Source organism: Paenibacillus sp. FJAT-26967, from assembly GCF_001541095.1.
GTDB lineage: Bacteria > Bacillota > Bacilli > Paenibacillales > NBRC-103111 > Paenibacillus_F.
This window is the reverse complement of record NZ_LMXH01000002.1, coordinates 141,104-153,323: the sequence shown is the minus strand read 5'-3', so window position 1 is coordinate 153,323 and position 12,220 is coordinate 141,104. Positions and strand designations below refer to the sequence as shown.

Here is a 12,220-nt window from a genome sequence, read left to right as displayed (position 1 = left end):
TCCTCAATAAATAAACCATTCGAACAACGAACCGAGCACCTTACCCAAGATCATAGCCATCAGGAGCCACACCATATGCGAAGCAACTCCCACCCGTTTGGCCAATACGGGAAGCACATTTATGATTTCGGTCAACGCGGCAGAAAGCATGCCGACAAAAGCTCCCGCGAATAAGCCAAAGAAGCCTGTCCACCAAAGAGGCGCAGATAGATGCCAATCCATAAAATCGAGCACAGTAAAGGTCAGAGAGCCGGTTATAACGGCTATTTCGCAGCTTCGGATCCGGTTCATAGCCCTGCTGATCTGCAGGAGCCGCGGGATGATATCCAGAACTAACAGGAAGGCCACCATGCCGCTTCCTACCGCGATTCCTCCGGCTAATCCGAAAACAGCTGCCGCTGACCAGCCCAGAAGCGCGTTCATGATGTCGGCTTCTTTTCATCAGCTAAGGTCAGATACTCCTCTGCGATCGTATAGCGGTCAATGTTCTCCTGGTAGGTGAACATTTCAACCTCAAGAGGACTCGGTTCTTCATTAAATTTTTTCTTAAAAAAATGATTGAAGAACACGGACATTCCAATGCCAAGTCCGATTGAATATGTAAGTTGCAGCAGAAAGGGATGCTCACTACGGTTACCGGTTAACAATTCATAGACGCGCCGGTGCACTTCAACCATAGAGACGTCCGCGTGAAAATTCATGATTGTAAGACCCGAACCTATAAACAACAAAATCCATACGGCTGCAAGAAACAGCAGATTGGGTTTACGGGCAGCAGTCTGCACTTCCAATAGCGTGTGAGGCTCGCCGAAATGTTCGATCTGAAGATGGGGATACAGGTTTTTAATCTTCGCAACTATGCTGAGCATATCGACAAGAACCCGATTGCCGTCCTTTGTCTGCAGCCTGACGACGGTCAGGTCTTTCAAAGCGGCTTCGTATGCCGGTTCGACGATAAGCTGAGCAATCTTATCCAGCTTAACGGTTTCATTAGGCGATACTCTGACTCTCCGTCGCAGCCGGATATAGAGACAAGCAGCGGTGGTTTGATTCATTTATATCAGCTCCCCAAACCATCCTTTTGCCAGTAGTATGCGAAGCTTAGCACCAGATAATCCAAGAACTGCCGTCAAACCGGTTTGGTCAAATTAACCATTTCTTTTCGCCCGTGTTTCTTAAGCTCTGCAGCGATGAATAACCGTGAACCGTTGAGGAACATTAAAGGCAGCAAGTATCTACTCTAAACAGGTGGTGAACATATCCATGTCCAGACTAGCTCTTACCCTCATTATTATAGGGGCGCTGAACTGGCTGCTTGTCGGCATCTTCGAGTGGGATCTAGTCTCCGCTATTTTCGGAGGTGAAGTGCATCGCGATTCCTCCGCGTTCAGCAGAATCATCTACACCCTCGTCGGGCTGGCGGGTCTATACAGCATCTCATTCTTCTTCCAGGATGACGCTGTTGTGAAATAAAGTCCGCCCTGTATTCACTAGGCTGTCCAGAGCGGACAGCCTTCTTTGCTTACCGTCTCTGTACAAGACAAAAAACCGACACGGGGCCGGCCGGCAAAGTTACTAATAAAACAAGCTTTTTACCCGTTTGGAAGTAAAGAACAGCTTTATTACCCGATTTACGTAAAAGACTCTTTAGAATGAACCGATACACCTGTTGGTGTTCGATCCACTCTAAAGAGCACCTTTAGATCTTTTCTATTATTGTGCAATCTGATCCTTAATGGACTGCAATATTTTTTTCTCAAGCCGCGATACCTGAACTTGCGAAATCCCGAGCCTGCTGGCGACCTCCGACTGTGTCTGATCCCTGAAATAGCGGAGATACACAATCAGTCTCTCCCTTTCATTCAGAGCCCCGATAGCTTCATTGAGGGCAAGTTTCTCGAACCATTTGTCCTGCGTCTCATCCGCAATCTGATCCATGAGGGTGATCGGGTCACCGTCATTCTCAAATACAGTCTCATGAATGGATGAAAGAGGCTTGCTCGCTTCTTGGGCAAACACAACTTCTTCCGGAGTGATTCCCAGCATTTCCGCCACTTCTTTAATAGTCGGCAGTCGGTTCATGCCTTTGGACAGCTCATCCTTGGCTTTACGAATTTTGCTGGCCAGTTCCTTAAGTGATCGGCTGACTTTGAGCGTTCCGTCATCCCGGAGGAATCTTTGGATTTCCCCGATGATCATCGGAACCGCATAGGTGGAAAACTTCACATCATACGACAAATCAAACTTGTCGACCGATTTGAGCAGTCCGATACAGCCGATTTGAAACAAATCCTCGGCTTCGTAGCCACGGTTCAAAAAGCGCTGAACCACGGACCAGACGAGCCGGATGTTTGAGTTAACCAGCCGCTCGCGGGCGAGTGAATCGCCCGATTGGCTGAGTGCGATTAGTCGCTTGACTTCACTATCATCCAGGAAACTGTTCGAGGAACCTTTCAAATCGACGTCCATGGCATCAAACCCCTAATTAACCAAAGCTTTTTTGGATTCAATTCGTTTCTTCATCCGTATGCGAGTGCCCGTTCCGATTTCGGAAATAACGTCCACCTCATCCATGAAATTCTCCATAATGGTAAATCCCATACCCGATCTTTCCAGTTCGGGTTTGGACGTAAAGAGCGGCTGTTTGGCCTCTTCCAGATCCTCGATACCGGCCCCGTTGTCTTCCACCGTAATAAACACTTCATCATCGTTAATTTCCGTTGTGATGGTCACAATGCCATCGGGCTTATTGTCATATCCGTGAATGATGCAGTTCGTCACCGCTTCGGAAATCACCGTCTTAATATCCGTCAATTCATTCATAGTAGGATCGAGCTGCGAGATAAAAGATGCAACAGCGACGCGCGCAAAAGCTTCATTCTCTGATTTGCTTGCGAATTGGAGCTTCATGAAGTTCTTCTCGCTCATAACGCGACCTCCAGACTGGAGATGGCCGATCTCTCGTTCTCTTGAATCGATACGATCTTGAACATGCCGGATAATTCAAACAACCGGTAGACTTCAGGAGACACGTCGCACACGACCATCCGGCCGCCCTTACCCGTGATCTGTTTGTATCGTCCCAGAATCACTCCGAGCCCGGAACTGTCCATAAAAGACAAATCCTTCAGGCTTAACACCAGATGCTTGGTATCCTGCCGGAAAATAGCTTCTTCCATGCGGGCTTTGACCACATCCGCCGTATGATGATCGAGTTCCCCTTTCAAACGGACGACTAGCACTTTTCTTCCCTGCTCGAATTCGATTTGCAGACTCATGTGTCATGCCACTCCTTCCCACATGACTCACAAGTTCTACAACCCTCATGGCATTTCCTGCCTGCTGACAAAACTAGAAGAAAAGCGCCAAAAGCCCTTATGTTGCGGGAAATTACGACTTATTACTCATTGCCGAACATACTTCTGGCGGATCTCTTAAACAGCGTCCACCAGCCTGCTTTTGCCACATCAACCGGGGATTCAACCGGATACTCCGTCAGCACGGCGTCGTTCTTGTAGACGACGACCTTGCCGATGGTTTGACCTCTGGCAATGGGCGGCATCAGATCTTGCCGGAGCTGAAGCTCATGGCGGATACCTTCTTTGGTCTCGCCTTTTTTGAGAAGGATGCTGTATGAGCGGCTGGCTGTAAGCGGAACCGTCGATAAGCTTCCCTTGCTTACTTTTAGCTCGCCAAGCGCATCACCCGCTTTGAAAATCGGGAAATTCGTATACTGCGCAAATGCGTAATCAAACAGTTTCGCCACTTCCGCATTGCGTGTTTTCGTATTGGGCTCGCCCATGACTACGGCAATAACCCGGAAGCCGTCCCGCGCCGCCGTAGCGGATAAACAAAACTTGGCTTCGCCCGTATAGCCGGTTTTCAAGCCGTCGGCACCCGTGTAGAAGCGGACCAGTTTGTTCGTATTCACCAGCCAGAAAGGCTTGGCGGAGTCTTTACGAAGATAATCCTGATAGCTACCGGTAAACTTGGTGATCTCCGAATGTTTGAGCAGTTCCCGGGACATGATCGCAATGTCACGGGCGGTGGAATAGTGGTTCTCTGCCGGAAGGCCGTTGCAGTTAACAAAATGAGTGTTCACCATTCCGAGCTCTTTCGCGCGCTCATTCATCATGGCGACAAAGTTCTCTTCCGAGCCCGCGATTTTCTCAGCCATAGCAACGGAAGCATCATTGCCGGATGCCATCGCGATCCCTTTTAACATCTCTTCGACAGACATCTCTTCACCCGGCTCCAGGAAGATTTGCGATCCTCCCATTGAAGCCGCGTATTCACTCGTACTGACTTTATCAGTCATCTTAATTTTGCCCGCATCCACCGCTTCAACAATCAGGAGCATTGTCATCACTTTCGTGATACTGGCGGGCGGCAGCTTGGCATCCATATTCTTGTTCGAGATAATCGTACCCGAATCGGCATCCATCAGAACGGCCGACAAGGCACTTGGCGTCAAGTCTACAGATGGAGCCTTATCCTCTTTAGCCAGGACGGCCGGCATGACGGCTGTGAGCACTAATTGTATACATAGCAGCGCTCCGCACATTTTTTTCAACATCGTTTCTACCCCTCCTGTTCATTGATCCTGCTACACAAAATCGCATACCGCGGAAACTAGAAATATCAGTAACCAGTCTTGACCGGATTCAGGTAAAATATTCCGCCGTCTCATGCCAATATCCGTATTTTTAAGGCAGCTGCTCCTTCCGTCCCCTTTATTACAGTTAAAGAACATACAAAAGGCTCCCCATGCACCAAAAGATGCAAGGAAGCCTTTATACAAGCCTGAAGCTGAATCCCGAATTCCTATGTCAAATTCTGTCTTCGCGCCTCGTTCGCATAATAAAGAAAGGGAGCCCTTCCGGGCTCCCTTTCTTGGGCTGTTTAAGCTTATTATTCAACGATCAAAACAGCCTTCATATCAGCGTGGCCTTCTCCACATGGAAGAACGCAGTGAATTTCGTATTTGCCGGGCTTCTCAAAGTTAACATCCTGAGATTTGTTCTGAGCATCCAGCTTGATATCCAGACCTTCGCCTGTGATGTCAACAGCATGGATTCCTTCTTTGTTAATCAGGGAAACTTTGGTCTGGCCTTTTGGAATCTTATACTCTTGTTGATCAAATTTCCAGTTCGTTGCTGAAAGTTTCAGGCTCGGGCCTGCAGTCTGCTCAGCTGCCATCTCGGCTTGTCGGGCTGAAATATCTGAAAATAGGAACCCTATCCCCATAGCACTGGCACCGATAAAAAGTACAAACATTAACCACTTGTACATGAAGATCCCCCCATCGCGTAATTACTTAATTATTGTACCTAAAATTATGGAAATTGCCTAATCCCTTCGCAACTGAAACTTCGAATAATTTGTGACAATTCCGTGATTTTTAGTCCGGAACGCGAGGGATCGTCTGCAAATAACAAAAAAATGTGATTTTATGACATCCTCGCAGAGCTCTGTCTCTTGACTGTGTCACAATATGACGAATCATGCGATTGCTCGGGAAATACCAATATTTCTTGCTAACGATCCTTGCAAAAGAAGGCCTGATTCTTACAGTTCTTCGATAATCCCCAGAACGAGCTTCAGGAATTTAGGTTTGACGCGTTCCGTTGTTTCCATTACTTCCTGATGAGACAGCGGCTGATCCAGAATTCCTGCAGCCATGTTGGAAATACAGGAGAAGCCGAGCACTTCCATCCCTGCGTGCCGGGCCACGATAACTTCCGGTACGGTAGACATTCCAACCGCATCGGCACCCAGTGTACGAATCATGCGGATCTCAGCCGGTGTTTCATACGTAGGTCCGAGCAGACCCAAATACACGCCTTCGCGCAGCGAAAAGTTCTGCTTTTCTGCAACCCCATGCGCAAGTTTGCCCAGACGTCTGCTGTAAGCCTCCGACATATCGGGGAATCTCAGACCCAGTTCATCGTCATTCGGTCCGATCAGCGGGTTGCGGAACATGAAGTTGATATGATCCTGAATGACCATCAGATCACCGACTTCGAACGAAGTATTTACGCCACCGGCGGCATTGGTCACGATCAGCGTGCCGACACCGAGCGCCTTCATAACACGGACAGGGAAAGCGACAGTCTCCGCCCCATATCCTTCGTATTGATGAAAACGGCCTTTCATCATAACAACCTCGCGGCCTTTGATACGGCCCGCTACCAGTTCGCCGGCATGTCCTTCAACTGTCGAGACCGGAAAATGCGGAATATCTTTGTAAGCTACCACTACGGCATCTTCAATCAGATCCGCAAGAACTCCCAGCCCTGAACCCAGAATAAGACCGATGGTTGGACGGAAACCAAGTTCTTTCTCAATATACCCAGCCGCTTCAGAAATGCGCTCTTTTTCATTGTTCATAGTAAGGGTCACCCTTTCAAATAGGTTTGGATTTGTTCGCGCCTTTGCCAGACGCTCAAATAAGCTTGGACAATTATACGGGTAATCGATAAATCGCCTATGTATGGTAGTGGTGCACGGTTCCGTTAAGGCCTCCAGCCAAGAATACAGCTGTTGTGAAGGCCGGGGCTTAAGAAACGTAATACCGGTTAAACACTTCGTGTCAGGAGGAGGTGCCTAAAACCTTATAGAGCCTAAAACACCACGGACATTATCTCATTTTTACCGTACAGATGCAAAGACATCCGGCAAAAAAATCTCTATTTAACGATCCTTTATGCGGATCGGTTATATAAAGAAAGAAACGTGCAGCCGGTATCTTCGGATACCAGAATCTGCACGCTTGCCGAGCCAGCAATAAGAAGCTGTTGTGTGCTCGCTTAATTGCCGGGGCTTATGGCTCCGGTCATCTTGGCGCGGGGATGAGACCGGTCGTAAACTTCCTTCATCTTACTTCGTGTTACATGAGTGTACACCTGAGTTGTAGACAGATCGGCATGCCCCAGCATTTCCTGCACCGAGCGGAGATCCGCCCCGTTCTCCAACAGATGGGTTGCGAAGGAATGCCGCAGGGTATGCGGCGTTATGTCCTTGTCGATGGATGCTTCCGCCGAATACCGTTTAAGCATTTTCCAGAAGCCCTGACGCGTCATTCTAGTTCCCAGATGATTCACGAACAAAGCGGTCTCGGGCTTGTGTGCCTTCATTAAATGCGGCCGTGAATTCGATACATAGTCATCGACGACTTGGGCTGCCATCAAGCCCAGCGGGATGATCCGTTCCTTGGCACCGCTTCCTACGCAGCGAACGAAGCCCAGACTCGTATTCACATCACCGACATCCAGACTGATCAGCTCGGACACCCGGATGCCAGTCGCGTATAGAACTTCCAGCATGGCTTTGTCGCGCACGCCATTCGTAGAGGCCGGCTGCGGAGCGCCGAGAAGGCGCTCCATCTCCTCCAGCGTCAGTACCTGCGGAAGCTTCTTGTCCTGCTTCGGATTCTCTATATCCCTCGTGGGATCATGTTCCATTCGTCCGCTCCGGATCATGTGGCCGTATAACGAACGAATGGAAACAAGCGTCCTGGACTGGGTCGCCGTGGCTCTGCCCAGCTGCTTCAGACGGGCGATATAGGTCACGACATGTACTTTGCTCGTTTCAGCAAGATCGTGCACATTCTGCTCTTCAAGAAAATCTATGTACTGCAACAAATCCCGAGAATACGATTCAAGCGTATTCCGGGACAATCGTTTCTCATGCTCCAAATAGTCCATGAATACTTCCAGATCTTGTCTCAAGGTCCCTTGCTCCTTCATTTAGCCCGCCTATGACAGGGGTAGTGAGTCTATATACCATTCGTCACCCAAACGCTAATTCCTTCATTCACCGTACCAATAAAACAAGCGCAGTCTCTCCGACATCGTTGCACTGCCGTCTGTATGCAGATTATGCTGCTGAAAAACTTTAACTGAAGCTCCGCTCGGATGCCTGTATTTGTCAACGGGCTCCACCCAGTACGAGAATACAGATAACAGCCGGTAGAGCAGATAAGTCAACGATATGAACAGGATCAGAAAACGGGTCCGCTGCAGCCACTTATGAACGGATAAGATCATACCTGTCCCCCCTTTTACCGTCATCCTATGAGAGAAGAGGAGAATATATGATCCGAATTCCGTGAAAACTTATTGGAATAAAAGTACCGCCGGGAGACCTTGACGCGGCCATACAAGGCATGAGGCGCCGCTCCGTTTGTAAAACCATCCTAAATACTCAAGAAAACGTATCTGTCTTAAAAAAATATATGGAGTCCTCGCTGATGAGCCCGATCCATGTTTCCAATAGGATCAACCGGCCTATTCAAGTGTAAGTTAGAATCCATTCACAGGCTGCTTAAAAGCCACCCTGCACAGGAGGCAGAACTGGTTCGTTCAGGATGAAACTAGAGCGGGTACACAATGAATGCTGCTGCTTTATTCAAGCCCGCGGCACGCCATTGTGCCGCGTGCAGTAAACCTTACCGCTTGCAGCCGGTTCGGATATTCATAAGCGGAAATCGGTCCCGGCTATACCGCCTTGCGATTTCTGGGCGCAGATACACGGCGGCGCGAGCACGCCTCCTCCGGCAAACAAGCATGCAGCAGACGGCACCGCCGCTGCTGCATGCTTGTTTAACGCCGATTGGCGCCTATCGCGCGCCGGAGACCGTGACAGCCGAACCCGCTAAGCTGGTAGGCTGTCACGGAAGCAGGTCGGCCAGCTCTGCAACCGGCAGGCCGACAGACTCCGCTACGGCGGCATGCGTCACCATGCCGCCGTAGGTGTTCACGCCCGGCAGAAGCACCGGATTCCCGGTGACCGCTGCCGCGAAGCCCTTCCCGGCCAGTTCCAGCGCGTACGGCAGCGTGGCGTTGGTAAGCGCCAGCGTCGAGGTCCGCGGGACGGCGCCGGGCATGTTGGCCACAGCGTAATGGAGGACGCCGTGTTTGATATACGTTGGGTCACTGTGTGTGGTGACCCGGTCGACCGTCTCGATCGTGCCGCCCTGATCGACCGCCACATCGACGATGACCGAACCGGGCTTCATCGTCTTCACCATTGCCTCCGTCACGAGCCTCGGCGCCCGCGCTCCGGGAATCAGAACCGCGCCGATCAGCAGATCGGCCTTCTGTACCGCGCTCGCAATGTTGTACGGGTTCGACATCAGCGTCCGCAGGCGTCCGCCAAAAACATCATCCAGGTAGCGCATCCGGTCTGCGCTGCGCTCGATCATGACTACGTTGGCGCCCATCCCGAGGGCGATCTTGGCCGCGTTGGTCCCGACAATCCCGCCGCCCAGAATAATCACATCAGCCGGCGGTACGCCCGGCACCCCTCCAAGCAAGATACCGCGTCCGCCGTAGAAGCGCTCTAGGAACTGGGCGCCCACCTGTACGGACATCCTTCCGGCAACCTCGCTCATAGGCGTCAGAAGGGGCAGACCGCCTCCGGACAGCTGAATGGTCTCATAGGCTATCCCCGTTACCTTACTGGCCGTAAGCTGTGCCGTTAAGTCGCCTGCTGCGGCCAGATGCAGATAGGTGAACAGGATCAGCCCCTCGCGGAAATACCCGTATTCGGATGGCAGCGGTTCTTTGACCTTCATGATCATTTCGCTGCGGCCCCACACCTCCCCGGCCAGCGCAATAATTTCAGCACCTTCACGGACATATTCTTCATCTGTAAACCCGCTGCCTTCTCCTGCCCCGGCTTCTACAAGTACTTTATGTCCTTCCTGTGCCAGCATTCCTGCGCCACCCGGAGTTAAAGCAACACGATATTCATTATTTTTAATTTCTTTGGGCACTCCGACAATCATAGCCGTCTCCTCCTGACTTCTAACCGTATTCCGTCAACGGCAGCATCTGGATGATCCGTTAGAGCAGCGATTCCGCGCCGTCAATATAAATCTCCGTACCTGTAATGTGACTGGATTCATCCGATGCCAGGAAGCTGACAAGATCCGCAACCTGTTCAGGCTTGCCGGGTCCGTCCTCAAGCGGCATACTGGTCTCGGGGTACTCAATTGGAATTTGAATATCCGCGATCTCCGGAGACCGCTCCGTGTTCTTTTCAATATTCGTGCTTATGTAACCGGGACATATGACATTCACACGGATCTTGTACTGGGCCAGTTCAAGGGCAGCCATCTTGGCAAAAGCAACCTGCCCGGCTTTGGATGAACTGTAAGCGGTGAATCCGAAATTTTTAAAAATCCGGTTCCCGTTGATGGAACTGGTGATGATAACGCTCCCGCCCTGCTTTTTCAAATAGGGTATAGCGTGCTTGACTGTCAAAAACGTTCCTCTCAAATTCGTATTAAGGGTCGCATCCCAATCGTCCGCCTCCAAGTCCTCAATCGGACTGATGACACCGTTAATACCCGCGTTAGCGAATACGATGTCGAGATGTCCCCATTTCTCTATCAGTTTCCCGATACTTCTCTTAACCTGATCTGTATCCGCAATGTCCGCTTCCGTTACGATGGCCTCTCCGCCTTTGCGAAGAATAATTTCCTGCACATCCTCCGCGTGCTTGCGTGTAATGTCCAGCAGGCATACTTTGACGCCTTGTTTAGCCAGCTTGAGTGCGGCTGCTTTACCGATTCCGGAACTTGCTCCGGTAATCAGTGCCGTTTTGCCCGCTAGATTGGATCGGCTCGCTTCTTGACCGGGCTGCTTTTCACTTGACATGGGACATTCCTCCAATTTCGCTTCCACTGTACTAGTTTACCAAGCAGAGTTGAATGTATGCATATTCCATGCCTCATTACCCCGTTAAATGAGCAGAGAAACGCCTTCCCTCGAGACAAAACCAAAGATCATCACGGCAGAGATTCCGCTGTCCTGGCGTAACACAAAAAAACCCGAAGCGGTAAGCTTCGGGCTTGGCATAATCGTACGTATGAGGCTGCAAAGAAGGCCTTGCGGGAAACCGCAACCGCCTGCTGTGCTGCCTGGGTTCATTTCATTGATTCTTGATCAAAGATCCTGATCAAATCGTAGAGGGTTTATCTTTATCCGGCTGCTTGTCCTTCTCCTTCATTTGCTCCGCGCTTTTCTCATTGCAGCGGTGACAAATGCCTTGAAAATCAAGCCGGTGATCCAGAACTTTAAAATTATATTCTTGAGCCAACCGCTCTTCGAGCGGACCCAGCCAATCTTCCATAATTTCATCCACTGACCCGCACTGTACACAAATCAGATGGTGATGATGATGATGAGTGCTGTCACTACGCAGATCGTAGCGTGCGACCCCATCTCCGAAATTCATCTTCTCCAGCACATGCATATCGCTGAGCAATTCGAGTGTCCGGTACACGGTAGCAAGTCCGATTTCAGGCGCTTTGTCCTTAACGAGCATGAACACGTCTTCGGCGCTAAGGTGATCCTCTTCGTTCTCCAGCAGCACTCGAACGGTTGCTTCCCGTTGGGGAGTCAGCTTGTAACCTTGGGATTGCAGCTGCTGCTTGATCTTATCAATACGTGCTTCCATACTCCTCCCCCTCTTACAAAACGCGCTAGCTTCAACTTTCGCGATAACTTTCCTTTTTTCATTATAGAGGGAGGGGGTTCATAAAGTCAAACTCTTATTTAGAATTATTCTAGTTAGCAAAAGCGGCCAGCATCGGCGTTACCCACCTCATCATAACCGGGGATAAATAGGCTTCCATAACGGAGGCGGCCAGCATGCATCCCCCCATAAACAGCGTTGTAAAGGAATAACGCATAAACGGCTGATAGAGGGTGCCGCTGCGGCGCAGCAGCCGGTTTTTGATAATAAATAACGAAAATCCGATGGATACGACGCTGCAGATCAGAATAGCCGGAATGACGATCAGATTCGGCGGAGCGATAGAGACAAGCGCAAAGGCGATCCCTTTCCAGGATAACTGCCCAGCCATAAAACCGACACTAAATCCGATCAGAACGCCTTTTAAAAAATCAAGCACCAGAATCAGAGGGAGTCCGATGACGGATAAACCCAGCGTCCAGATCAGCAGAATCCACTTCATGTGGAGGGAGAAAGCGGCGATAAGCGACTGCTTGCCGTCCACGGACGCCCCTTCGTCAACCGAGCGGTAAAATGAGCTTAAGTATCGCCCGATCTCCTGCTTTTGCTCCAGAGAAAGCGCATTGACCATAATCGCTCCGAATACAACTCCTACCACGAAGAGGACAGAGACGAAGATAAACAACGTAAGCTGGTCCCGGAAGTACTGATTGAGCGAATGTTTGGCTGCCATGAT

General features: G+C 50.3%; 15 protein-coding genes. 1 reads left to right on the top strand and 14 read right to left on the bottom strand.

Annotation, left to right across the window (positions count from 1 at the left end):
* Window positions 1–3 precede the first annotated feature (3 nt).
* Together AR333_RS10610 and AR333_RS10605 are read right to left on the bottom strand one after the other, a co-directional pair.
* Entirely contained in the window at window positions 4–423 is a 420-nt protein-coding gene (locus AR333_RS10610; RefSeq protein WP_068775345.1) for a stage V sporulation protein AB, read from the bottom strand.
* Complete coding sequence (locus AR333_RS10605) at window positions 420–1,055, bottom strand: stage V sporulation protein AA (protein WP_068775344.1); 636 nt, start codon at window positions 1,053–1,055, stop codon at window positions 420–422. The genes AR333_RS10610 and AR333_RS10605 overlap by 4 nt, the downstream gene beginning before the upstream one ends.
* Window positions 1,056–1,263: 208 nt before the next feature.
* On the opposite strand from AR333_RS10605, the gene AR333_RS10600 reads away from it, so the two are divergent.
* Window positions 1,264–1,473, top strand: coding sequence for a DUF378 domain-containing protein (locus AR333_RS10600; RefSeq protein ID WP_068775343.1), 210 nt, complete (start codon window positions 1,264–1,266; stop codon window positions 1,471–1,473).
* A gap of 240 nt (window positions 1,474–1,713) precedes the next feature.
* Here AR333_RS10600 and sigF read toward each other — a convergent pair whose 3' ends face one another.
* The 12 genes from sigF to spoIIM form a co-directional block, all read right to left on the bottom strand.
* Entirely contained in the window at window positions 1,714–2,469 is a 756-nt protein-coding gene (gene sigF / locus AR333_RS10595; RefSeq protein ID WP_068775342.1) for an RNA polymerase sporulation sigma factor SigF, read from the bottom strand.
* 12 nt (window positions 2,470–2,481) lie between these two features.
* Window positions 2,482–2,928: an anti-sigma F factor gene (spoIIAB, locus tag AR333_RS10590; RefSeq protein WP_068775341.1), complete on the bottom strand. Its 447-nt coding sequence runs from the start codon at window positions 2,926–2,928 to the stop codon at window positions 2,482–2,484.
* Complete coding sequence (gene spoIIAA, locus AR333_RS10585) at window positions 2,925–3,278, bottom strand: anti-sigma F factor antagonist (protein WP_068775340.1); 354 nt, start codon at window positions 3,276–3,278, stop codon at window positions 2,925–2,927. Before spoIIAA ends, spoIIAB begins: the two co-directional genes overlap by 4 nt.
* A 122-nt stretch (window positions 3,279–3,400) precedes the next feature.
* Complete coding sequence (locus tag AR333_RS10580) at window positions 3,401–4,576, bottom strand: D-alanyl-D-alanine carboxypeptidase family protein (RefSeq protein ID WP_068775339.1); 1,176 nt, start codon at window positions 4,574–4,576, stop codon at window positions 3,401–3,403.
* A gap of 335 nt (window positions 4,577–4,911) precedes the next feature.
* The gene (locus AR333_RS10575; RefSeq protein ID WP_068775338.1) at window positions 4,912–5,292 is read right to left on the bottom strand and encodes a hypothetical protein; all 381 of its coding nucleotides are present in this window, start codon (window positions 5,290–5,292) and stop codon (window positions 4,912–4,914) included.
* A 276-nt stretch (window positions 5,293–5,568) separates the two neighbouring features.
* Window positions 5,569–6,390 (bottom strand): purine-nucleoside phosphorylase, encoded by an 822-nt coding sequence (locus AR333_RS10570; RefSeq protein WP_068775337.1) that lies wholly within the window; start codon window positions 6,388–6,390, stop codon window positions 5,569–5,571.
* A 419-nt stretch (window positions 6,391–6,809) separates the two neighbouring features.
* Window positions 6,810–7,730 (bottom strand): site-specific tyrosine recombinase XerD, encoded by a 921-nt coding sequence (xerD, locus tag AR333_RS10565; RefSeq protein WP_068776064.1) that lies wholly within the window; start codon window positions 7,728–7,730, stop codon window positions 6,810–6,812.
* Window positions 7,731–7,811: 81 nt separating this feature from the next.
* The gene (locus AR333_RS10560; protein WP_068775336.1) at window positions 7,812–8,048 is read right to left on the bottom strand and encodes a DUF4227 family protein; all 237 of its coding nucleotides are present in this window, start codon (window positions 8,046–8,048) and stop codon (window positions 7,812–7,814) included.
* 623 nt (window positions 8,049–8,671) lie between these two features.
* A complete protein-coding gene (gene ald, locus AR333_RS10555; RefSeq protein WP_068775335.1) occupies window positions 8,672–9,790 on the bottom strand; it encodes an alanine dehydrogenase in 1,119 nt (372 codons plus the stop codon).
* Window positions 9,791–9,848: 58 nt separating this feature from the next.
* Entirely contained in the window at window positions 9,849–10,664 is an 816-nt protein-coding gene (locus AR333_RS10550) for an SDR family NAD(P)-dependent oxidoreductase (protein WP_068775334.1), read from the bottom strand.
* Window positions 10,665–10,965: 301 nt separating this feature from the next.
* The gene (locus AR333_RS10545; protein WP_068775333.1) at window positions 10,966–11,466 is read right to left on the bottom strand and encodes a Fur family transcriptional regulator; all 501 of its coding nucleotides are present in this window, start codon (window positions 11,464–11,466) and stop codon (window positions 10,966–10,968) included.
* Between the two features lie 109 nt (window positions 11,467–11,575).
* Window positions 11,576–12,217: a stage II sporulation protein M gene (gene spoIIM / locus AR333_RS10540; protein WP_068775332.1), complete on the bottom strand. Its 642-nt coding sequence runs from the start codon at window positions 12,215–12,217 to the stop codon at window positions 11,576–11,578.
* Window positions 12,218–12,220: the final 3 nt, after the last annotated feature.